The organism is Frigoribacterium sp. CFBP 8766, assembly GCF_014841435.1.
Classification (GTDB): Bacteria; Actinomycetota; Actinomycetes; order Actinomycetales; family Microbacteriaceae; genus Frigoribacterium.
The window spans coordinates 384,128-406,362 of the sequence record NZ_JACYTX010000002.1; the positions used below are offsets into that span (position 1 = coordinate 384,128).

Genomic DNA, 22,235 nt, shown 5'->3' on the forward strand with positions numbered 1-22,235 from the left:
TCAGACCTCCAGGAAGCGGGTGAGCGCGTCGACGGGGTCGCCGTGCGTGACGAGGGCCTCGCCCACGAGCACGACGTCGGCGCCGGCGCGACGGTAGTGCGCCACGTCGGCGGGCGACATGACGGCGGACTCGGCGACGCGGGTGACGCCGGCGGGGATCGAGTCGGCCAGGCGGCCGAACAGGTCGGGGTCGAGCTCGAAGGTCGAGAGGTCGCGCGCGTTGACGCCCAGCACCTCGGCCCCGGCGTCGAGGCCGCGAGCGACCTCGTCGGCCGAGTGCGTCTCGACGAGGGCGGTCATGCCGAGCTCGCGCACGAGGTCGTGCAGCTCGACCAGGCGGGCCTGCTCGAGCCCGGCCACGATGAGCAGGACCAGGTCGGCGCCCGCGGCGCGGGCCTCGAACACCTGGTACGGGTCGGCGATGAAGTCCTTGCGGAGCACGGGCACGTCGACGACGGCGCGGACGGCCTCCAGGTCGGCCAGGCTGCCCTTGAACTTGCGGCCCTCGGTGAGGACGCTGATCGCGCTCGCTCCCCCGGTCGCGTACGACAGGGCCAGGGAGGCGGGATCCGGGATCGCGTGCAGGTCGCCCCGCGACGGGCTCGCGCGCTTCACCTCGGCGATGATCTTCACGCCCGCGGCAGGAGCCAGGGCGGCCCGGGCGTCGAGCGCGGGGGCGCGGTCGAGCGCGGCGACCTCGACAGCGGCGAAGGGCAGGGACTCGCGGCGGGCGTCGGCGTCGGCCAGAGCGCCCGCGTACAGGTCGTCGAGCACCTAGTTGTGCGCCTTCGGCACGTAGCGGTGGCCGCCGACGCCGTAGCCGGCGCGCTTGAGCACGAGGCCGACGACGAGACCGACGAGCAGCAGCGCGGCCGAGGCCCAGACGACCCAGACGACGGCGAAGAAGAAGGCGACCGTGCCGATCGAGAAGGCGACCAGCATGATCACGACGGCCGTCCAGGCCGCCGGGGAGTTCCCGTGGCCGAGGTCGTCGGCGGTCTCGGTCTCGGCGGCTTTCGTCATCTGCTGGCTCACGGTGCTCCTCGGATCAGTGCGGTACGGGGCGAGTCTACCGGCTGGGTCGGTCGTCGGCGCCCGGGCGGGGCCCGGCGTCGTCGACCGGCGCGGCCGGCTCGTCGGCGGCGGCGAGCTCGGTCGGGTCGTCGGCGTCGGTCGGGCCGTCGGGGTCGGTCGGGTCGTCGCCGACCGAGAGGCTGTCCCACGTCGCGCTCGGGTCGCTCGCGGGGTCGGCGGGCACGAGCCTGGTCGCCGTGTACTTGCGCCCGGCCTGCGGCCAGGCGCCCGAGGTGACGACGATCGCCACGCCGAGCAGCGCGGCGGACACGCCGACGACGAGCGCGAGCCAGGGCCACGGGGTGGCCGACGTCGACGAGACGAGTGCGCGCAGGCTGTCCTGGCCGTCGACGCCGGTCGCGTCGGTGACGACGCTGCCGGAGGCGCGGACCGGGTCGGAGAGGGCGGTGCCCGCCGTCACGGCGATACTGGCGCCGAGCGCGACCTGCAGCAGGCCGAGGACGACCCGGAAGACGCGCCCCGCGATCGTGAGGGCGCCCACGAGGGCCAGGGCGGCCAGGGAGAGCGCGGAGACGGGCGACCCGGCGACGTCGCCGGCCGCGGTCAGGTCGAGCCGTCCGCCCTGCGGGGACTCGACCACCACGCGGAACCACGGCTGCGTCCAGGTGAGCAGGCCGACCCCGGCGAGGAGGACCCCGACGAGGATCGTGACGAGCTTCAGCCGCCGCGGCGCCATCAGCGGAGCCTCGTCATGGCGTTGGCCACGGCGACGGCGCGGAGGGGGGCGGCGGCCTTGTTGCGCGCCTCCTGTGCCTCGGCGTCGGGGTCGCTGTCGGCGACGAGGCCGGCACCGGCCTGGACGCGGGCGACGCCGCCCTGCAGGAGGACCGTGCGGATCGCGATCGCGACGTCGGCCGAGCCGGCGAAGTCGAAGTAGCCCACCACGCCGCCGTACACGCCGCGCTGGGCCGGCTCGAGCTCGTCGATGATCTCGAGGGCTCGCGGCTTCGGCGCGCCCGAGAGCGTGCCGGCAGGGAACGTCGCGCGGAAGGCGTCGATGGCGTTCCGCCCGGGGGCGAGGTCGCCCTCGACGCTCGAGACGAGGTGCATGATGTGGCTGAAGCGCTCGACCTGCATGAACTCGGTCACCTCGACGGTGCCCGGCGTGCAGACCTTGAGCAGGTCGTTCCGGGCCAGGTCGACGAGCATGAGGTGCTCGGCCCGCTCCTTCTCGTCGCCGAGCAGGCGCTCGGCGTGTGCGCCGTCCTCCTCCGGCGTCGCGCCGCGGGGGGCCGAGCCGGCGATGGGGTGGGTGAAGGCGCGCCGTCCGTCGACCTTGACCAGCGCCTCCGGCGACGAGCCGACGATCTGGTAGGGCTCGCCCGTGGCGTCCTCGAGGCTCACCAGGTACATGTAGGGGCTCGGGTTGAGGGTCCGCAGCACCCGGTAGACGTCGAGGGCGTCGGCGGTCAGCTCGTGGTCGAAGCGCTGCGAGACGACGACCTGGAACACGTCGCCGTCGACGATGAACTGCTTCGAGCGCTCGATCGCCTCGGCGTAGTCCGCCCGCGGCGTCCGGTCGACCGGCGAGGGCTGGACGCCCAGGTCGACGTCGGAGAGGAAGGCTTCGCTCGGCGCCGCGAGGCCCGACTGCAGCCGGTCGAGGCGCGCCTGGGCGTCGGCCCAGAGAGCGTCGGCGTCGTCGGCACCGTCGTTGAGGACCGTCGCGATCAGCATGACGGCTCCGGTGCGGTGGTCGAGCGCGACGAGCTCGGAGACGAAGCTGAGCGCCTGCGACGGGACGGTGAAGTCGACGGGAGGCGCGTCGGGGAGGTGCTCCAGCTCGCGGACCGCCTCCCAGCCGACGAAGCCGACCAGGCCGCCGGTGAGCGGCGGGAGGTCGGGGATGCGCGGCGTCGCCCAGCGCTCGTGCAGGGCGGAGAGCACCTCGAGCGGACGACCGGTCGCACCGCCGAGGGCCCGGTCGGCGTCGAGGCCGTGGCCCAGCCAGCGAACCTCGCCGTCGTGCGTCGTGAGGACGCCGAACGACGAGACGCCGACGAACGACCAGCGCGACCAGATGCCGCCCTGTCCGGCGGACTCGAGGAGGAAGGTGCCCGGACGGCCGGCGGCGAGCTTGCGGTAGATGCCCACCGGCGTCTCGCCGTCGGCGAAGAGGTCACGGACCACCGGGATCACCCGGTGGCCGTCGAGCAGGGCGTCGAATCCGGCACGCGTGGTGGACGAGCGGTCAGCCACGGTCGGCCTCGGCTGCACTGTCGGGGTGCGCGCTGTCGGTGCCCGCGTCCGTCGAGGAGGCGGTGGCCGGCCTGAGCGGGTCGACGTCGAAGCACGAGTGAGCGCCGGTGTGGCACGCGGCGCCGATCTGCTCGACCGTGACGAGGAGCGCGTCGTCGTCGCAGTCGAGGGCTGCGGCCCGGACGAACTGGGCGTGGCCTGAGGTGTCGCCCTTGCGCCAGTACTCCTGCCTCGAGCGCGACCAGAAGGTCACGCGACCCTCGGTCAGGGTGCGGCGCAGCGCCTCCTCGTCCATCCAGCCCATCATCAGCACGTCGCGCGAGTCGGCGTCCTGGATGATCGCGGGCAGCAGCCCGCTCGCGTCGAAGCGGGCACGCGCCACGACCGGCTCGACGGTCTCGCGGGTGAGGGTCTGGTCGCGCGCTGTCTGGTCGGTCATGAGGACTCCCGGTGTCATCGGACGACGGCGCCGGAGGCCGCCAGCTCGCGCTTCACGTCGCCGACGGTCAGCTCGCGGTTGTGGAACACGGAGGCGGCGAGGACGGCGTCGGCGCCGGCGGCCACCGCAGGCGCGAAGTGCTCGAGGGCACCGGCCCCGCCGGAGGCGATGACCGGGACGCGGCTGTTCGACCGCATCAGGGCCACGAGCTCGAGGTCGAAGCCCTGCTTCGTGCCGTCGGCGTCGATGCTGTTGACGAGCAGCTCGCCCGCGCCGCGCTCGATGGCCTCACGTGCCCAGGCCACGGCGTCGATGTCGGTCTCGGTGCGGCCGCCGTGGGTCGTCACGACGAAGCCGGAGGGCATGCGGGCCGATCGCTTGACGTCGAGGGAGAGCACGACGCACTGCGCGCCGAAGCGGTCGGCGATCTCGCCGACGAGCGCGGGTCGGGCGATCGCCGCGCTGTTGACGCCGATCTTGTCCGCGCCCGCCGCCTGGAGACGCGCGACGTCGTCGGTCGAGCGGACTCCCCCGCCGACGGTCAGCGGGATGAAGACCTGCTCGGCGGTCGCCCGCACGACGTCGTAGGTGGTCGCCCGGTCGTCGACGGTCGCGGTGACGTCGAGGAACGTGATCTCGTCGGCGCCCTGCTCGTAGTAGGTCCGGGCGAGCTCGACGGGGTCGCCCGCGTCGCGCAGGTCGAGGAAGTTGACGCCCTTGACGACGCGCCCCGCGGCGACGTCGAGGCAGGGGACGACGCGGACCGCGAGGGACGGATCGGCGGCCGTCACGGTCAGAGCCTCGCGGCGTGGATCGGGCTCACGAGGATGGCCCGGGCGCCCAGGTCGTACAGGGCGTCCATCACCTGGTTGGTGTCGCCGCGGGGCACCATCACGCGGACGGCGGCCCAGTCGGCGTCGTGCAGGGGCGCCACCGTCGGCGACTCCATGCCCGGCGTGACGGCGGTCGCCGCGTCGAGGGCCGACACCGGCACGTCGTAGTCCATCATCACGTAGCGTCGCGCGACGAGGACGCCCTGGAGGCGGCGGTGCAGCACGTCGATGCCCGCGGCCTGCGCGTCGGAGGCGATCAGCACGGCGGTCGACTGCAGGATGACCGGCCCGAAGACCTCGAGTCCGGCGGCGCGGAGGGTCGTGCCCGTCTCGACGACGTCGGCGATCGCGTCGGCCACGCCGAGCTTGACGGCGCTCTCGACGGCCCCGTCGAGGCCCACCAGCTGTGCGGTGACCCCGGCGTCGCGGAGGAACGCGCCGACCAGGCCGACGTAGCTCGTCGCGACCCGGAGGCCCTCGAGGTCGGCGAGCTCGCGGAAGCGACCGGCCGGGCCGGCGAAGCGGAAGGTCGAGGAGGCGAAGTCGAGGGGCGCGATCTCGCCGGCGGTCGAGCCGGAGTCGAGCAGCAGGTCGCGGCCGGTGATGCCGACGTCGAGCGCACCCTGGCCGACGTAGGTCGCGATGTCGCGGGGCCGGAGGTAGAAGAACTCGACGCCGTTGCGCTCGTCGGCCTGGTAGAGCGACTTCGGGTCGCGGCGACCCTGGTAGCCCGCCTCGTGGAGCATCTGGCTGGCGGTCTCGCTGAGGGAGCCCTTGTTGGGCACTGCTACGCGGAGCATGGTGGTGAGCTGTCCGTTCTGGGGCCGCCGGTCGGCGGCGTCACGTCGTGAGGTGGTGGGGACGGGCTCAGAGATGTCGCCACACGTCGTCGGGGGTCAGGCCCTGGGCGATCATGAGCACCTGCACGTGGTAGATCAGCTGCGAGATCTCCTCAGCCGTGGCGACGTCGCCCTCGTACTCGGCGGCCATCCACACCTCTGCCGCCTCCTCGACGATCTTCTTGCCGATCTGGTGGACCCCGGCGTCGAGCTCGGCGACGGTGCCGCTGCCCTCGGGACGGTCACGGGCCTTGTCGCTGAGCTCGGAGAACAGCTGGTCGAAGGACTTCACGACGACAAGGCTACCGTCGCCGCGGCCGCCCTCAGCGCGGCTATGCGCTCGGCGGGCTCGCCGCCGTAGACGGCCGACCCCGCGACGACCGTGTCGGCGCCGTTCTCGACGGCCGTCACGATCGTGTCGAGCCCGATGCCGCCGTCGACCTCGAGCCAGACGTCCAGGCCGGAGGCGCGGACCGCCTCGCGCGCACGAGCCAGCTTGGGCATCGTCTCGGGCATGAACGACTGCCCGCCGAAGCCCGGCTCGACCGTCATCACCAGGATCATGTCCCACTCGTCGAGGGTCTGCAGGTAGGGCTCGAGGTCGGTGCCGGGCTTGACCGCGACGGACGCGCGCGCCCCGCTGCTGCGGATCGCCCGCGCGGTCGCCACCGGGTCGGCGGCGGCCTCGGCGGAGAACGTCACGGAGAAGGCGCCGAGCTCCGCGTAGCGCGGCGCCCAGCGGTCGGCGTCCTCGACCATGAGGTGCACGTCGAGCGGGACCGGGCTGACCTGCTGGAGGCGCTCGACGACCGGCAGGCCGAGGGTGAGGTTCGGCACGAAGTGCCCGTCCATCACGTCGACGTGGACGAGGTCCGCGTCGGAGATGCGGGCGAGGTCGCGCTCGAGGTTGGCGAAGTCGGCCGAGAGGATGCTGGGGCTGATGCGAACGGACACCGGACGATCTTACCGGCGACGCGCCTCCTCGGCCCCAGGCCCTCTCGTGCGTCAGGCCTTCTTCTGCACCAGGGCGACGAACATGGCGTCGGTGCCCTGGCGGTGGGGCCACAGCTGGACGTAGGGCCCAGAGGCGAGGTCGACCTCGCCCACGGCGACCCGGGCGACGGCCTCGGGGCCGTCGAGCAGCTCGACGTCGTCGCGGCGACGCAGCCCGGACTCGACGATCGCCCGGGTCTCGGCGAGGTGCGGCGAGCACGTGACGTAGGCGAGCAGGCCCCCGGGCGCGAGCGCGTCGAGGGCGCTGGCGAGGAGGTCGGCCTGGAGGCGGGTGAGCTCGCCCACGTCGCCGGGCTGCTTGCGCCAGCGCGCCTCCGGACGACGGCGGAGGGCGCCGAGGCCGGTGCACGGCGCGTCGAGCAGGATGCGCTGGTAGCCGCCGGGCTCGTCGACGCCGAAGCGGACGGCGTCGCCCTCGCGGACGTCGACGTCGCCGGGGACGGCCGCGAGTGCCTGGCGGACCAGCCCCACGCGGGCCGGCACGAGCTCGTTGGCGACGAGGTGCGCACCGACCCTGGCCGCCTCGGCGGCGAGCAGGGCCGCCTTGCCGCCGGGGCCGGCGCACATGTCGAGCCAGCGCTCGCCGGGCGTGGCGTCGTGGTGCCGGCTCAGCAACAGGGCGGCGAGCTGCGAGCCCTCGTCCTGGACACGGGCTCGGCCCGTCCGGACGACGGGCTGCTGGGCAGGGTCTCCCCCGGCGCTGACCCGCGCGAGGGGCGAGAGCAGCGCGTCGTCGCCGCCGAGCTCGGACGGCTCGGCGAGCCCCGGCAGAGCGACCAGGCTGACTCGCGGCGCGACGTTGTCCGCGGCCAGCAGGTCGACGAGCTCGTCCTGTCGGCCCTCCGCCGCCAGCGAGCGGCGGAGGGCGCGGATGACCCACACGGGGTGCGACCACTCGGCGGCGAGCCGGTCGTCGTCGCTCGTCGCGGCCGCGAGCACGCGCTCGCGCCACTCGTCGGGCGTCGACCGGCCGACCGTCCGCAGGACGCCGTTGACGAAGCCGGTGCCGGCGCGGCTGCCGACCTGGCGCGCGAGCTCGACCGACTCGTCGACCGCCGCGTGCGCAGCCACCCGCGTCGACAGCAGCTGGTGCACGCCGAGCCGGAGCACGTCGAGCAGGGCCGGGTCGATCGCGTCGGCCGGGCGCCGGGCGGCGAGGGCGACGACGCGGTCGTAGTAGCCCGACATGCGGAGCGTGCCGTAGGTCAGCTCGGTCGCGAGGGCGGCGTCCTGCGCGTCGAGGCCGGCGCGGACGATGCGAGGGGGCAGGAGCAGGTTGGCGTAGGCGTCGTCGTCGGCGACGGCACGCAGCACGTCGAGGGCGACCTGGCGGGCGGGCTGGACGCGGCTCACGCGGGGGCCTCCTCGTCGGTCGTGGTGGTCGTGGTCGTCGTGTCGTCGCCCGTCGTCGCGGCCGGCGGCGTCAGCAGCACGTCGTCGAGCGACGGCAGCCCGCGGCTCCAGTCGGCCCCGGCCATCGGCTTCTTGCCGGGCGGCTGGACGCGTACCAGCTCGAGCGGTGCCGTGCCCGTGCCGACGAGGAGGCGGCGGCCCCGGAGCGAGATCCGCCCCGGCGCGAGCGGCTCGCCCTCCGCGGCCGCGCCGGCCGCGTCGTCTGCGCCCGCGCCAGCGTCCACGGCACGGAGCTCGAGCACCTTGAGCCGGGCGTCGCCGAGCGGCAGGTGGGCGCCGGGCTCGGGTGTGGTGCCCCGCCAGCGGTCGACCACCTGGGTCGCCGGGAGCGTGAGGTCGAGCGCGCCGTCGTCCAGGACGAGCTTGGGGGCGAGGGTCACCTCGCCGACCTGGGCGACCGCCTCGGCCGTGCCCGCGGCGAGCCGGTCGACGACGTCGCCGAGGAGGTCCGCACCGGTGGCCGCGAGCTCGTCGAGCAGCGCGCCGGCGGTCTCCGTGCCGTCGAGGGGACGTTCGAGGGCGCCCAGCAGGTCGCCGGCGTCGAGCTCGGGCACGAGCTGGAAGACCACGGCGCCCGTGCGATCGTCGCCGGCCATGAGCGACCGCTGCACCGGGGCCGCCCCGCGCCAGCGCGGGAGCAGGGAGAAGTGCAGGTTGACCCAGCCGAGCCGGGGCGCGGACAGGACCGGCTCCCTGAGGAGGGCGCCGAAGGCGACCACGACCCCGAGGTCGGCGTCGAGGGCGGCGATCCGCTCGGCGACCTCGTCGGTGATGCGCCGCGTCTTGACGACCGGCAGCCCGAGGCGCTCGGCCTCGAGGGCGACCGGCGTCGCGGTGAGGACACGGCGACGGCCCTGGGGCGTGTCGTCGCGGGTGACGACGGCGACCACCTCGTGCTCGCTCGCGGCGAGGGCGGTCAGGGACGGGACGGCGGCCGACGGGCTGCCGGCGAAGACGAGGCGCAAGGGGTTCCTGGAGGTCAGTCGGTGAACGGCTCGACGTCGTCGAACCGCACCCTGAGTGTAGGCAGCCCCCGGCCACGCCGGGAGCCGATCGCCTTGCGGCGCTCCGTCGCGGCGCGGATGACCTGGGACCGCAGCACCTGCGCGACGTCGTGCCCGCTGGCGTAGTCGAACCGCACGATGGCGCGGACGCCGGCGTCGGGCACGTCGACCGGACCCAGGGTCTCCTTCCGGACGCCGTCGGGCAGCTCGTCGAGGGCGCGGGCGACGGTCTCGACGCCGCCCGTCACGGTCGCGACGCGGACGGCGGGCGGGAACCGCAGCTCCCGCCGGTCGGCCAGCTCGCCGGACGCGTAGCGAGCCAGTTCCCAGGTCGCGAGCGAGGAGGCGATCGCCCCGCCGACGCCGACCAGCACGATCGGCGCACGGCGAGCCGCCAGGGCCGCCGCGTTGGCCCACCAGCGGAGGCAGTCCTCGGCGACCCGGAGGCTCTCCCGCGCGAGCATCCGCTCGCCGTCGAGCAGCAGGACGGCACGGTAGCCGCCGGGGGCGATCGGCTCGGCCCCCCGGGTCGCGACGACGATCGCGGGCTCGGCGTCGACGTGCGTCACCTGGCGCGAGCCGTCGGACACGATGACGCGGACCCCCGGGAACGCCTTGCCGAGCTCGTCGGCGGTGCGGGACGCACCCGTGCCGACCGACTTCATCGCCGTGCCCTCGCAGGTCGAGCATCGCCAGCCCACGGCGAGGGCGCCGCACCACGAGCAGGCCGGCTGGGCGCCCTGCGCGCGCTGGACGAGCGGGCCGCCGCAGCGCGTGCACCGGGCCGTGTCGCCGCACTCGGTGCAGGCCAGGCGCGGCGAGTAGCCGGGGTGGGCCACCTGCACCAGCACCGGCCCGTGCTCGACCGCGGCCCGCGCCTCCGTCCAGGCCGTCGAGGGGATCCGCGCCTGGGCGGCGAAGCCGTCCTGGGCCGCCTGCTGGGACGTGGGCACGACGTGGGGCTGGTAGCGGGGGTCGGGGCGGACCTCGGCGAGGAAGCCGATCTCGACGAGTCGCTGCACGTCGGTGCTCCGCGCGTGGCCGAGGAACACGAGCGCGGTGTGCTGCTGGGACTGCCGCACCAGCGCGGTGTCCCGCGCGTGCACGTACGGGCTCAACGGCTCGCCCATCAGGGGGTCGCCGTCGTCGAAGACGACGATCAGGCCGAGACGCGCCGACGGCGCGAGGAGCACGGACCGGTTGCCGACGAGGACGAGCGGCTGGTCGCCCCTCGCCCGCAGCACCGAGCGGTAGCGGTCGGCGTTCGACTGCTTCGAGTCGAGCCGGACCACGCTCTCCGCGGGGAGCAGCGCGGCCAGGGCCCGCAGCACCTGGTCCTCGTCACGGTGGTCGGGCACGGCGACGACCGCGTTCTCGCCGGCGGCCAGGGCCACCGTCGCGAGCTGGGCGACCGTGAGGGCCCACCGGCCGACCCACGAGCCGTCGGGCAGCTCGTCGAGCAGAGGCACGGCGTCGACGGCGGCGCGGCCGCGGGCCGCGACGATGCCCGCGAGCTGGCCGGCGCCGTAGCCGGTGACCTCGGAGGCGACGACGACGGGGTGCGAGACCGTCTCGCCCGACTCGGCGGCGGCCGTCGCGGCCGCGAGCACCTGCTTCTCGACCCTCGCCTGGCGGGGCGGCACGGCCAGGCGCAGCACGTCGCTCGCGGAGCCGCCCGCACGGTCGGCCACGGCCCTGGCCAGGGCGTACACCTCGGGCGCGAGGACGGAGGCGGTCGAGACGATCGCCTCGACCTCGCTCAGCTCGCCCCCGTGCGCCGACGACTCGACGACCTCGACCACGAAGCCGTCCGCGATGCGCCCGGCCGACCGGAGCGGGACCTTGACCCGGATGCCGGGCACGACGTCGTCGCGCAGGTGCGACGGGACGGCGTAGTCGAAGAGCCGGTCGAGCTGCGGCAGCGGCGACTCGACCAGCACCCGCGCCACGGCACGCGGCGACGGCCGCTCGCTCGCGACGGGCACGCTCACGGAAGCCGGGTCAGAGACCGGCGGCGGCCCGGAGCGCGTCGACGCGGTCGAGGGCCTCCCAGGTGAACTCGGGCAGCTCGCGGCCGAAGTGGCCGTAGGTCGACGTGGCCGCGTAGATCGGCCGCAGCAGGTCGAGGTCGCGGATGATCGCCGCCGGGCGCAGGTCGAAGACCGCCTTGACGGCCTCGATGATGACGTCGTCGGCCACGTGCCCGGTGCCGAAGGTCTCGACGTAGAGCCCGACGGGGGCCGCCCGGCCGATGGCGTAGGCGATCTGCAGCTCGATGCGGTCGGCCAGGCCCGCCGCGACGGCGTTCTTGGCGACCCAGCGCATGGCGTAGGCGGCCGAGCGGTCGACCTTCGACGGGTCCTTGCCCGAGAACGCGCCGCCGCCGTGGCGGCTCGCGCCGCCGTAGGTGTCGACGATGATCTTGCGGCCCGTGAGGCCGGCGTCGCCCTGCGGGCCGCCGATCTCGAAGCGCCCCGTGGGGTTGATGATGAAGCGCGTGCCGGTCGAGTCGAGCCCGGCCTCGTCGAGCACCGGTCGCACGACGTGGGCGATCACGTCGGCCTCGAGCTGCTCGGTCGAGACGCTCGGCGAGTGCTGGGTGGAGACGACGACCGTGTCGACCGTGCGCGGGACGACGCCGTCGTAGCCGACCGTGACCTGGGTCTTGCCGTCGGGACGGAGGTAGTCGAGCTCGCCGCTCTTGCGGACGTGCGCCAGCCGCTCCGCCAGCCGGTGGGCCAGCCACACCGGGAGGGGCATGTACTGCGGCGTCTCGTTGGTGGCGTAGCCGAACATGATGCCCTGGTCGCCGGCGCCCTGGCGGTCGAGGGCGTCGTCCGAGGTGCCGCCCCGCGCCTCCAGTGCCGTGTCGACGCCCTGGGCGATGTCGGGCGACTGGGCGCCGATGGACACCTCGACGCCGCAGGTGCGGCCGTCGAAGCTGACGGCCGAGGAGTCGTAGCCGATGCCGACGATGAGGTCGCGGACGATCGTGGGGATGTCGACGTAGCCCTTGGTCGTGACCTCGCCCGCGACGTGGACGAGCCCGGTCGTCACCATCGTCTCGACGGCGACCCGGCTCTGCGGGTCGACCGCGAGCAGCGCGTCGAGGATGCCGTCGGAGATCTGGTCGCAGATCTTGTCGGGGTGGCCCTCGGTGACCGACTCCGACGTGAAGAGCCGGAGGCTCCTCGGTGCGGTCGCGGTGCTGGCGGATGTCACGTCGGAAGAGGTCACAGGGGCTCCGGGGTCGGTGTCGAGATCAGGGGTGAGGACGTCAGGCGTCGTCGGACGCGGCGAGGCCCCGCGGGACGGTCTCCCAGGGGGCCTCGTTCGATGCTACGGCCGGCCGCCGACAGTGACGTCGGACGACGCTGACGTCCGACGACGCTGACGTCGGACGGCGACGGGCAGCCGTGCGGCGCCTACTCCGCGGCGGCGGGCAGGGGCTTGGCCTCGAGCTTGTCCTCGTTGATCTCGTGCATCGCGACGGAGAGGGGCTTGTCGTCGATGGTGCTGTCGACGAGGGGGCCCACGTTGTCGAAGAGGCTGCCCTCGTGCAGGTCGGCGTAGTAGTCGTTGATCTGACGCGCGCGCTTCGACGCGAAGATGACGAGCGCGTACTTCGACTCGACCTTCGAGAGCAGCTCGTCGATGGGCGGATCGATGATGCCCTTGTTCTTGTCGGCCATGGTCACTCCTCGTTGTGGGGTTCTGTCAGGCACCGGCAGGTGCAGAGATCGGGGCGCGAGTCACGCCTGCGGGCGTGCGTCCTCGGGCGCAGTCATCAATTCTACGACCTCGCGGGCCGCTTCGGGCACGTCGTGGTTCACGACCTTCACGTCGAACTCGTCCTGGGCGGCCAGCTCGACCTTCGCGGTCTCGAGTCGGCGCTGCTGCTCGGCCGCGTCCTCCGTGCCCCGGCCGATCAGCCGGCGGACGAGTTCGTCCCACGTGGGCGGCAGCAGGAACACGAGGACGGCCTCGGGCATCGCCGTGCGGACGAGGCGGGCGCCCTGGAGGTCGATCTCGAGCAGGACGCTCCGTCCGGCCTGCAGGGCGGCGTCGATCGGGGGCCGCGGCGTGCCGTAGCGGTACGAGTTGTGCACGGTGGCCCACTCGAGCAGCTCGCGCTCGCGGATCATCCGGTCGAACTCGGCGTCGTCGACGAAGTAGTAGTGCACGCCGTCGACCTCGCCCGGTCGCGGCGCCCGGGTCGTCGCCGAGATGGAGAGGTGCACGTCGGGGTAGTTCTCCCGGATGTGGGTCGAGACGGTGCCCTTGCCGACGGCCGTGGGCCCGGCGAGGACGACGAGTCGGGACCGCACGCGTCCCCGGGCCTCGCGGACGGCGAGCCAGTCGCCGAGGATGCGACGCTGCCGGACGCCGAGGCCGCCGACCCGCTTCGACTCGGCGATGCCGAGGTCGGTCATGATCCGCGCGACCCGGGTGGGCCCGATGCCGGGGATGCTCGTGAGCAGCTCACGGACGCGCAGCGTCGCCTCGGGCGCCGTCGGCTCGCCGGCCCAGGCGGCCTCGGCGACGTCGAGCGCGGTGCGCCGTCGCTCGGCGACGGAGGCCTTGACGGCGGCGCGGGCACGACGGGCGGCGACCGCGGCCCGGGCGGCGGCGGCACGGTCGACCGGCGGCGGGGTCATGCGAGGCACGAGCGCACCTCCTCCGCGGCGTCGCGGACGGCCGCGGCCATCCCGTCGGGGCCGGATGCGAGGACGCCGCGGGAGGTCGAGACGAGGACGGTGCGTGCTGCCGCGCCGTAGAGGGCCGTAAGGTCGGACACCCGAGCCCCCTGGTGGCCGAAGCCGGGGGCGAGGACGGGCACGCCGGTCAGCGCCGCCGTGTCGATGCCGTACGACGCGAGGTCGACGGTCGCCCCGAGCACGAGGCCCACGGAGCCGAGTCGGGTCTCCCCTGCTGCCTGGTCGTCGTCTCGCACCTGGTCGACGATACCTGCCGCCAGGGTCCGTGACGTGCCGTCGGGGCCGGCGACGCGCGCGGTCTGCCCGGCCCGCGCCTCCGGGTTGGAGGTCGCCGCGAGGACGAAGACGCCCGCACCGACCTGACGGGCCCGGTCGATCGTGCTGCGGAGCGAGTCGAAGCCGAGGTACGGGGACACCGTGAGGGCGTCGACCCGCAGGGGCGAGTCGGGGGCGAACCAGGCTTCGGCGTAGCCGTCCATCGTGCTGCCGACGTCGCCGCGCTTGGCGTCGCCGATCACGATCAGCCCGGCGTCGCGGGCGGCCGCGAGGACGTCCTCGAGCGCGGCGAAGCCGGCCGAGCCCCAGCGCTCGAAGAAGGCGACCTGGGGCTTCACGACCCCGGCCGACCCCGCGGTCGCCTCGACCGCGCGCAGGCCGAGCTCGCGGACACCGGCCGCGCTGGTCGGCAGTCCCCACTCCTCGAGCAGCCAGGCGTGCGGGTCGATGCCGACGCAGAGGCCGCCGGACGTCTCGAGGACGTCGGCGAGGCGAGACCCGAAGGAGGCGCCCGCCCCGCCGGCCGGGACCGCAGCGGCGACGGAGGCGGCCGTCACCGCCGTGCCGCCCGCGCCAGACCGTAGTCCTGCAGGCTCGTGACCTCGAAGGGCGTGTGGATGGCCTCGATCGAGGCCACCGCCGCGCCGAGCTGCGCGATCGTCGTGAAGAGGGCCTTGTCGGCCGCGACGGTGGCGGCGCGGATCTCGTAGCCGTCCGCGCGGGCGCTCGAGCCGCTCGGCGTGTTGATCACGATGTCGACCTCGTCGCGGTTGATCAGGTCGACGACGCTCTCGCCGCCGGCGCTGTACTTGCCGACGATCTCGGCCGCGATCCCGTTGCGGATGAGCACGGTCGCCGTGCCCTCGGTCGCGAGCACGCGGAAGCCGAGCTGCTGGAGGCGCAGGACGGGCAGCACGATGGCGCGCTTGTCGCGGTCGGCGACGCTGACGAAGACGGTGCCCGTCGATGGCAGCCCGCCGTACGCCGCTGTCTGGCTCTTCGCGAAGGCACGGGGGAAGTCCCGGTCGATGCCCATGACCTCGCCGGTCGAGCGCATCTCGGGGCTGAGGACGCTGTCGACGACCTGGCCCTCCTTCGTGCGGAAGCGCTTGAACGGGAGCACCGCCTCCTTGACGGAGATCGGGGAGTCGAGGGGCACGTCCGAGCCGTCCTGGGCGGGCAGCAGCCCGCTCTCGACGAGCTCGCGGATGCTCTGGCCGACCATGACGAGCGACGCCGCCTTGGCGAGCGGGATGCCGAGCGCCTTCGAGACGAACGGCACCGTGCGGCTCGCCCGGGGGTTCGCCTCGATCACGTAGAGGACGCCGGCCGCGATCGCGAACTGCACGTTGAGCAGGCCGCGGACGCCGATGCCCTCCGCGATGGCGAGCGTGGCCTCGCGGACGCGGTCGATCTCGCCCTTGCCGAGCGTCACCGGCGGCAGGGTGCAGCTCGAGTCGCCCGAGTGGATGCCCGCCTCCTCGATGTGCTCCATGACGCCGCCGACGTAGAGCTCGGCGCCGTCGTAGAGGGCGTCGACGTCGATCTCGACGGCGTCGTCCAGGAACCGGTCGACGAGCAGGGGCGCATCCGGGCCGATGATCGCCTGGTCGCTCACGCGGACGAAGTAGTCGGCGAGGGAGGGGCTGTCGTAGACGATCTCCATGCCGCGGCCGCCGAGCACGTACGAGGGGCGGACGAGCACGGGGTAACCGATCTCCTCCGCGACGGCGACGGCGGTCTCGTAGTCGGTCGCGGTGCCGTTGCGCGGGGCCAGCAGGCCGGCCTCGTCCAGGATCGCGGAGAACAGACCCCTCTCCTCGGCGGAGTCGATGGCGTCGGGCGAGGTGCCGAGGATCGGGACGCCCGCCGCCTCGAGGCCCTTGGACAGGCCGAGCGCGGTCTGGCCACCGAGCTGCACGACGACGCCGACGAGCTCGCCGCTGGCTGACTCGGCGTGCACGACCTCGAGGACGTCCTCGAGGGTGAGCGGCTCGAAGTAGAGCCGGTCGCTCGTGTCGTAGTCGGTCGAGACCGTCTCGGGGTTGCAGTTGACCATGATCGTCTCGTAGCCCGCGTCGCTCAGGGCGAAGCTGGCGTGCACGCACGAGTAGTCGAACTCGACGCCCTGGCCGATCCGGTTCGGGCCCGAGCCGAGGATGATCACCTTGCGGCGGTCGCTCGGCGCGACCTCGGTCTCGAGGTCGTAGCTCGAGTAGTGGTACGGGGTCAGCGCGGGGAACTCGCCCGCGCAGGTGTCGACCGTCTTGAAGACGGGACGCACGCCGAGCGACCAGCGCAGCTCGCGCACCTCCTGCTCGCCGAGCCCGCGCAGCTGTCCGATCTGCACGTCGCTGAACCCGTGGTCCTTGGCGTGCGCGAACAGGTCCGCGTCGAGCTCGGGCGCGGCGGCGATCTCGTCGGCGACCTCGTTGATCAGGACGACCTGGTCGATGAACCAGGGGTCGATCGCGGTCGAGTCGAAGACCTGCTCGGCCGTGGCGCCGGCGCGGAGGGCCTGCTGGACGGTGACGATGCGGCCGTCGGTGGGCGTGTGCGCCAGGCTCAGCAGCGCCTCCCGGTCGCCGGGCTCGCCCTCCCAGTGGAAGCTGGACCCGCGCTTCTCGAGCGAGCGCAGCGACTTCTGCAGCGCCTGGGCGAAGTTGCGGCCGATGGCCATGGCCTCGCCGACGCTCTTCATCGTCGTGCTGAGCGTCGTGTCGGCCGCGGGGAACTTCTCGAAGGCGAACCGCGGCACCTTGACGACCACGTAGTCGAGGGTGGGCTCGAAGGAGGCGGGCGTCACCTTGGTGATGTCGTTCGGGATCTCGTCGAGGCGGTAACCGAGGGCCAGCTTCGCGGCGATCTTGGCGATCGGGAAGCCCGTCGCCTTCGACGCCAGCGCGCTGGAGCGCGAGACGCGCGGGTTCATCTCGATGACGATGACGCGGCCGTCGGCCGGGTCGATCGCGAACTGGATGTTGCAGCCGCCCGTGTCGACGCCCACGCGACGGATGATGTCGATCGAGATGTCGCGGAGGTTCTGGTACTCGCGGTCGGTCAAGGTGAGCGCGGGCGCGACCGTGATCGAGTCGCCCGTGTGCACGCCGACCGGGTCGACGTTCTCGATCGAGCAGACGACGACCGTGTTGTCGGCCGTGTCGCGCATCATCTCGAGCTCGTACTCCTTCCAGCCGAGGATGCTCTCCTCGAGCAGGACCTCGGTGGTCGGGCTCTGGTGCAGGCCGTCGGTGACCATGCGGACGAGCTCGTCGCGGGTGTACGCGAAGCCCGAGCCGAGGCCGCCCATCGTGAACGACGGACGGATGACGAGCGGGTAGCCGAGGTCCTCGGCGAAGTCGACCGCCTCCTCGACGGTGTGCGCGATGTAGGACTTCGCGACGTCGGCGCCCGACTCGAGCACCAGCTCCTTGAAGAGCTGTCGGTCCTCGCCCTTCTGGATCGCCTCGACCTTGGCGCCGATCAGCTCGACGCCGTGCTTGGCGAGGATGCCCTCCTCGTCGAGCGCGATGGCGGCGTTGAGCGCCGTCTGGCCGCCGAGGGTCGGCAGGATCGCGTCGGGCCGCTCCTTGACGATGATCGCCTCGAGGACCTCGGACGTGATGGGCTCGACGTAGGTGGCGTCGGCGAAGTCGGGGTCGGTCATGATCGTGGCCGGGTTCGGGTTCACGAGGATGACGCGCACGCCCTCCTCGCGGAGGACGCGGCACGCCTGGGTGCCCGAGTAGTCGAACTCGGCCGCCTGGCCGATGACGATCGGCCCGGAGCCGATGACGAGGACCGAGTTGATGTCTGCGCGCTTGGGCATCAGTTGCTGCTTTCCAGGTCGGAGCCGAAGTCGACGGGCTGGCCGGACTTGCGTGCCACGACCGCCTCGCGGAAGCGGTCGAAGAGGTGGTTGCTGTCGTGGGGCCCGGCCGCCGCCTCGGGGTGGTACTGCACCGAGAAGGCCGGGATGTCGAGGGCGCGGAGGCCCTCGACGACGTTGTCGTTGAGGCTGAAGTGGCTGACCTCGACGCGGCCGAAGCCGGCGGGCGAGTCGAGCACGCCCTCGACGGGCGCGTCGACCGCGAAGCCGTGGTTCTGGCTCGTGATCTCGACCTTGCCGGTCGTCTTGTCGAGCACCGGCTGGTTGATGCCGCGGTGGCCGAAGGGCAGCTTGTACGTGTCGAAGCCGAGAGCCCGGCCGAACAGCTGGTTGCCGAAGCAGATGCCGAAGTAGGGCAGGCCGTCGCGGAGGGCGCCACGCAGCAGCTCGACCTGGGCGTCGCTGGCCGCGGGGTCGCCGGGACCGTTCGAGAAGAAGAGGGCGTCGGGCGCGAGGGCGCGGAGCTGGTCGGGTGTCGTGTCCTGCGGGAGGACGTGCACGCGGAAGCCGCGCTGGGCGAGGTAGCGCAGCGTCGACGTCTTGACTCCCAGGTCGAGCACCGCGACCGAGCCGACGAGCTCGCCCTCGGCCTCGAGCACGTAGGGCTCGACGGTCGAGACCTGGCTCGAGAGGCTGAGGCCGCGCATGTCGGCCGAGCCGCGCACGAGGGCGAGCTGCTCGTCGTCATCGAGCTCGGCGTCGGGGCCGCTGAACACGCCGCCGCGCATCGAGCCGACGTCGCGGAGGCGACGGGTCAGCGCGCGGGTGTCGATGCCGCGGATGCCCACGACGCCGTCGGCGACGAGCTGGTCGTCGAGGCTGCCCTGGGCTCGGTGGTTCGAGACGACGCGGCTGGCGTCGCGGACGACGAAGCCCGAGACCCAGATGCGACGGGACTCGGGGTCTTCGTCGTTGACGCCCGTGTTGCCGATGTGCGGGGCCGTCATGACGACGATCTGCCCCGCGTAGGACGGGTCGGTGAGGGTCTCCTGGTAGCCGGTCATGCCGGTGGCGAAGACGGTCTCCCCGAGCGTCCGCCCGACGGCGCCGTAGGCGCGGCCGGCGTAGCGGGTCCCGTCTTCGAGCACCAGGACGGCCCGGGTGGTGGTGGACGCGTCAGTCAATGGTCTGCTCTCCTGTGGTGGTGCCGGCCGTGGGGGCCGAGGTCGTGATGGTGCGGACGGCGTCGACGAGCGGGCGGGGGTCGTCCGTGACGCGCAGGTAGGTGTCGACGTCGGTGTCGCCGAGGCTCCAGGCGATGAGCACGAGCCCGTCGGTCTCGACCACGCGGTCGATGGTCCAGGTCGCGCGGCCGACGTCGCGGATCGAGGAGGCGCGGACCAGCTTCGCGGGCTCGCCCGCGATCTCGAGGCGCACGCCCTCCCGGTGCACCGAGATGACGGCCCGGCCCCGGAAGCCGAGCCCGCCGACCACGATCCGGTCGAGCGGGTCGCCCGACCGGGTCGTCGCGACGTAGAAGCCGTCGTGCTCGACGAGGGCCGGCGACAGGGCGTCGGGGGCCGTCTCGGGCAGGGCGATGTCCGCCTGACGCCGACCTCGGGCGCGCCAGGAGCGGACCATGAGGAGGACGACGAACACGAGCAGGACGAGGATGCCCGCGCCGATCACCCAGCGGTTCACGGGGCGCCCGCAGGCTCGGGGGCGGCCAGGACGGCCGCCGCGGCCACGCGAGCGGCGCGGTCGGCGATCTCGCGCTCGTCGACGACGAGGCCGTCACGGACGGTGGCGTAGCCCTGGTGCAGCGTCGTGACGACCTGCCCGGGCAGCGTGTGCCCGAGGAAGGGCGAGTTGCGGCTGCGGCCCGCCAGGTGCTCGGTGCCGAAGGTCCTGCTCACCCCTCGATCGTAGAGGGTCAGCTCGGCGGGCTCCCCGACGGCCAGCGGTCGTCCGTGCCCCTCGACCTGCCCGATGCGCGCCGGTGCGACCGACAGCACGCGGGCCACGTCCGCCCAGCCGATCAGGCCCGTCTCGACCATCGTCCGGTGCACGACGGAGAGGGCGCTCTCGAGGCCAACCATGCCGTTCGCGGCAGCGTCCCACTCGCAGTGCTTCGCCTCCGAGGTGTGCGGGGCGTGGTCGGTGGCGACGATGTCGACCGTGCCGTCGGCGAGGGCTGCCCGCAGCGCCTCCACGTCCTCCGCCCGGCGGAGCGGCGGGTTGACCTTGTAGCGCGAGTCGTAGCCCGAGACCAGGTCTTCGGTGAGGAGGAGGTGGTGCGGCGTGACCTCGGCGGTCACGTCGATCCCCCGCGCCTTGGCCCAGCGGACGACCTCGACGCTGCCCGCCGTCGAGACGTGGCAGACGTGCAGGCGGGCGCCGACGTGGTCGGCGAGCAGGACGTCGCGGGCGATGATCGACTCCTCGGCGACGGCGGGCCAGCCGCCGAGGCCGAGCTCGGCCGACAGGGCGCCCTCGTTCATCTGGGCACCCTCGGTGAGGCGCGGCTCCTGCGCGTGCTGGGCCACGACTCCCCCGAAGCCCTTGACGTACTCGAGCGCACGACGCATCAGCAGCGGGTCGGAGACGCAGTGGCCGTCGTCGGAGAAGACGCGGACGGCCGCCCGGGACCGGGCCATGGCGCCGATCTCCGAGAGCCGACGGCCCTCGAGGCCCTGGGTCACGGCGCCGATCGGCCGGACCGTGACGTAGCCCGCTCGCTCGCCGAGGGCCTGCACCTGCTCGACGACGCCCGCGGTGTCGGCGACCGGCGACGAGTTGGCCATGGCGTTGACCGCGGTGAAGCCTCCGGCGGCGGCCGCTCGGGACCCGGTGAGGACGGTCTCGGCGCCCTCGCCGCCCGGCTCGCGGAGGTGCGTGTGCAGGTCGACGAGGCCGGGCAGCGCGAGCAGGCCGTCGGCGTCGATCACCTCGGCGCCGGCGGCGCTGAGGCCGGAGCCGAGCTCGACGACGACCCCGTCGCGGACGAGGACGTCGGTGCGGGTGCCGTCGACGGTCTCGACGGCGCGGATCAGGTGGGTGGTGGTCACAGGGAGTCCTCCCGGTCGCCGGCGAGTGTGAGGTAGAGCACGGCCATCCGGACGGCCACGCCGTTGCCGACCTGCTCGCGCACGGTCGAGCGGGGCGAGTCGGCGGCGTCGTCGCCGATCTCGAGGCCGCGGTTCATCGGGCCGGGGTGCATGACGAGTGCCGTGGGCGGCAGCGACCGGAAGCGCGCCGCCCCGAGGCCCCAGGAACGGGCGTACTCGCGGGCGTTGGGGAAGAACGCCTCGACCATCCGCTCCTGCTGGATGCGCAGCATCATGACAACGTCGGGCTGCACCCGGGCGATCGCCTCGTCGAGGTCGTAGTGCACGTCGACTCCCAGGCGGCTGACGTCGACCGGCAGGAGCGTGGGAGGCGCCACCACCGTCACGTGGGCCCCCAGGGTCCGCAGCAGCCACGCGTTGGACCGCGCGACGCGCGAGTGCAGGATGTCGCCGACGATCAGCACCTCGAGGCCGTCGAGGTCGCGGCCGCGGCTCGCGTCGCCGTGGACCCGACGACGCATCGTGAAGGCGTCGAGCAGGGCCTGCGTCGGGTGCTCGTGCGTGCCGTCGCCCGCGTTGACGATCCCGGCGTCGACCCAGCCGCTGTCCGCGAGGACGCGGGGAGCCCCGGACGCCGGGTGCCGGATGACGATGCCGTCGGCGCCCATCGCGGCCAGCGTCTGGGCGGTGTCCTTGAGGGACTCGCCCTTCGAGACGCTCGATCCCTTCGCGGCGAAGTTGATCACGTCGGCGCTGAGGCGCTTGGCCGCCGCCTCGAACGAGATCCGGGTGCGGGTGCTGTCCTCGTAGAAGAGGTTCACGACGGTCGTGCCGCGCAGGGTCGGCAGCTTCTTGACCTGGCGGGTCGACACGTCGGCCATGTCCTCCGCGACGTCGAGGATGCGCAGGGCGTCGTCGCGACCGAGGTCGGCGGTGCTGAGGAGGTGCTTCACGAGTCGGAACCGCCCTCGATGGCGACGAGCTCGTCGTCGTCGACGCCGTGCAGCCGGACGAAGATGCGCTCGGCCGCCGACGTGGGCAGGTTCTTGCCCACGAAGTCCGCGCGGATCGGCAGCTCGCGGTGGCCCCGGTCGACGAGGACGGCGAGGCGGACGGCCCGGGGGCGGCCCAGCGCGCTGAGCGCGTCGAGGGCGGCGCGGATGGTGCGGCCGGAGTAGAGCACGTCGTCGACGAGGACCACGGTCGCGCCGTCGATGCCGCCGTCGGGCAGGCGGGTGGGCTGGCTGGCCCGCGTCGGGTTGCGGCGCAGGTCGTCGCGGTACATGGTCACGTCGACGGAGCCGGTCGGGACGGCGACGCCGGAGATCGAGGAGAGCTGGGCGCCGATCCGCTCGGCGAGGACGACGCCTCGCGTGGGGATGCCCAGCACGACGAGGCCGTCGGGGCCCCGGTTCGACTCGAGGACCTCGTGGGAGATGCGCGTCAGGGCGCGCGTGATGTCAGCCTGACTCAGCACGGTGCGTGTGCTCAATCGGACCTCCTTCCCC

At 73.6% G+C, this 22,235-nt stretch carries 22 protein-coding genes; all 22 read right to left on the bottom strand.

Going from position 1 to position 22,235, the window contains the following annotated elements; translation table 11 throughout:
• The 22 genes from trpC to pyrR all read right to left on the bottom strand — a co-directional run bounded on the left by trpC (position 1) and on the right by pyrR (position 22,219).
• Complete coding sequence (gene trpC / locus IFT90_RS07640; protein ID WP_192041690.1) at positions 1–774, bottom strand: indole-3-glycerol phosphate synthase TrpC; 774 nt, start codon at positions 772–774, stop codon at positions 1–3.
• Positions 775–1,023: a DUF6704 family protein gene (locus IFT90_RS07645; protein WP_123547220.1), complete on the bottom strand. Its 249-nt coding sequence runs from the start codon at positions 1,021–1,023 to the stop codon at positions 775–777.
• A gap of 46 nt (positions 1,024–1,069) precedes the next feature.
• Positions 1,070–1,771, bottom strand: a complete 702-nt coding sequence (locus IFT90_RS07650) for a Trp biosynthesis-associated membrane protein (RefSeq protein ID WP_192041691.1) — start codon at positions 1,769–1,771, stop codon at positions 1,070–1,072.
• Positions 1,771–3,294 carry an anthranilate synthase component I gene (locus tag IFT90_RS07655; RefSeq protein ID WP_192041692.1) on the bottom strand — a complete coding sequence of 508 codons (1,524 nt, stop codon included), beginning with the start codon at positions 3,292–3,294 and terminating at the stop codon, positions 1,771–1,773. The genes IFT90_RS07650 and IFT90_RS07655 overlap by 1 nt, the downstream gene beginning before the upstream one ends.
• Complete coding sequence (gene hisI, locus IFT90_RS07660) at positions 3,287–3,733, bottom strand: phosphoribosyl-AMP cyclohydrolase (protein WP_192041693.1); 447 nt, start codon at positions 3,731–3,733, stop codon at positions 3,287–3,289. The genes IFT90_RS07655 and hisI overlap by 8 nt, the downstream gene beginning before the upstream one ends.
• 14 nt (positions 3,734–3,747) lie before the next feature.
• Positions 3,748–4,524 (bottom strand): imidazole glycerol phosphate synthase subunit HisF, encoded by a 777-nt coding sequence (hisF, locus tag IFT90_RS07665; RefSeq protein ID WP_146900754.1) that lies wholly within the window; start codon positions 4,522–4,524, stop codon positions 3,748–3,750.
• A 2-nt stretch (positions 4,525–4,526) separates the two neighbouring features.
• Positions 4,527–5,366, bottom strand: a complete 840-nt coding sequence (gene hisG / locus IFT90_RS07670) for an ATP phosphoribosyltransferase (protein ID WP_146900751.1) — start codon at positions 5,364–5,366, stop codon at positions 4,527–4,529.
• A 67-nt stretch (positions 5,367–5,433) separates the two neighbouring features.
• A complete protein-coding gene (locus IFT90_RS07675; RefSeq protein ID WP_192041694.1) occupies positions 5,434–5,697 on the bottom strand; it encodes a phosphoribosyl-ATP diphosphatase in 264 nt (87 codons plus the stop codon).
• Complete coding sequence (gene rpe, locus IFT90_RS07680; protein WP_192041695.1) at positions 5,694–6,359, bottom strand: ribulose-phosphate 3-epimerase; 666 nt, start codon at positions 6,357–6,359, stop codon at positions 5,694–5,696. Before rpe ends, IFT90_RS07675 begins: the two co-directional genes overlap by 4 nt.
• Positions 6,360–6,410: 51 nt before the next feature.
• Complete coding sequence (locus tag IFT90_RS07685; protein ID WP_192041696.1) at positions 6,411–7,772, bottom strand: transcription antitermination factor NusB; 1,362 nt, start codon at positions 7,770–7,772, stop codon at positions 6,411–6,413.
• Positions 7,769–8,797: a methionyl-tRNA formyltransferase gene (locus IFT90_RS16870; protein WP_192041697.1), complete on the bottom strand. Its 1,029-nt coding sequence runs from the start codon at positions 8,795–8,797 to the stop codon at positions 7,769–7,771. Before IFT90_RS16870 ends, IFT90_RS07685 begins: the two co-directional genes overlap by 4 nt.
• A 14-nt stretch (positions 8,798–8,811) precedes the next feature.
• The gene (locus tag IFT90_RS07695) at positions 8,812–10,827 is read right to left on the bottom strand and encodes a primosomal protein N' (RefSeq protein ID WP_371740874.1); all 2,016 of its coding nucleotides are present in this window, start codon (positions 10,825–10,827) and stop codon (positions 8,812–8,814) included.
• A gap of 10 nt (positions 10,828–10,837) precedes the next feature.
• Entirely contained in the window at positions 10,838–12,058 is a 1,221-nt protein-coding gene (gene metK, locus IFT90_RS07700) for a methionine adenosyltransferase (protein WP_192041698.1), read from the bottom strand.
• A 203-nt stretch (positions 12,059–12,261) separates the two neighbouring features.
• A complete protein-coding gene (rpoZ, locus tag IFT90_RS07705) occupies positions 12,262–12,528 on the bottom strand; it encodes a DNA-directed RNA polymerase subunit omega (protein WP_123545886.1) in 267 nt (88 codons plus the stop codon).
• Positions 12,529–12,588: 60 nt separating this feature from the next.
• Positions 12,589–13,494 carry a guanylate kinase gene (gmk, locus tag IFT90_RS07710; protein ID WP_192042308.1) on the bottom strand — a complete coding sequence of 302 codons (906 nt, stop codon included), beginning with the start codon at positions 13,492–13,494 and terminating at the stop codon, positions 12,589–12,591.
• The gene (gene pyrF, locus IFT90_RS07715; protein WP_192041699.1) at positions 13,491–14,387 is read right to left on the bottom strand and encodes an orotidine-5'-phosphate decarboxylase; all 897 of its coding nucleotides are present in this window, start codon (positions 14,385–14,387) and stop codon (positions 13,491–13,493) included. Before pyrF ends, gmk begins: the two co-directional genes overlap by 4 nt.
• Positions 14,384–17,659, bottom strand: coding sequence for a carbamoyl-phosphate synthase large subunit (gene carB / locus IFT90_RS07720; RefSeq protein WP_192041700.1), 3,276 nt, complete (start codon positions 17,657–17,659; stop codon positions 14,384–14,386). Before carB ends, pyrF begins: the two co-directional genes overlap by 4 nt.
• Positions 17,659–18,843: a glutamine-hydrolyzing carbamoyl-phosphate synthase small subunit gene (gene carA, locus IFT90_RS07725; protein ID WP_192041701.1), complete on the bottom strand. Its 1,185-nt coding sequence runs from the start codon at positions 18,841–18,843 to the stop codon at positions 17,659–17,661. The genes carB and carA overlap by 1 nt, the downstream gene beginning before the upstream one ends.
• A complete protein-coding gene (locus tag IFT90_RS07730; RefSeq protein ID WP_192041702.1) occupies positions 18,836–19,360 on the bottom strand; it encodes a hypothetical protein in 525 nt (174 codons plus the stop codon). Before IFT90_RS07730 ends, carA begins: the two co-directional genes overlap by 8 nt.
• Positions 19,357–20,727, bottom strand: a complete 1,371-nt coding sequence (locus IFT90_RS07735) for a dihydroorotase (protein ID WP_192041703.1) — start codon at positions 20,725–20,727, stop codon at positions 19,357–19,359. Before IFT90_RS07735 ends, IFT90_RS07730 begins: the two co-directional genes overlap by 4 nt.
• Positions 20,724–21,680 (bottom strand): aspartate carbamoyltransferase catalytic subunit, encoded by a 957-nt coding sequence (locus IFT90_RS07740; RefSeq protein WP_192041704.1) that lies wholly within the window; start codon positions 21,678–21,680, stop codon positions 20,724–20,726. The genes IFT90_RS07735 and IFT90_RS07740 overlap by 4 nt, the downstream gene beginning before the upstream one ends.
• Complete coding sequence (pyrR, locus tag IFT90_RS07745; protein ID WP_192041705.1) at positions 21,677–22,219, bottom strand: bifunctional pyr operon transcriptional regulator/uracil phosphoribosyltransferase PyrR; 543 nt, start codon at positions 22,217–22,219, stop codon at positions 21,677–21,679. Before pyrR ends, IFT90_RS07740 begins: the two co-directional genes overlap by 4 nt.
• Positions 22,220–22,235 lie beyond the last annotated feature (16 nt).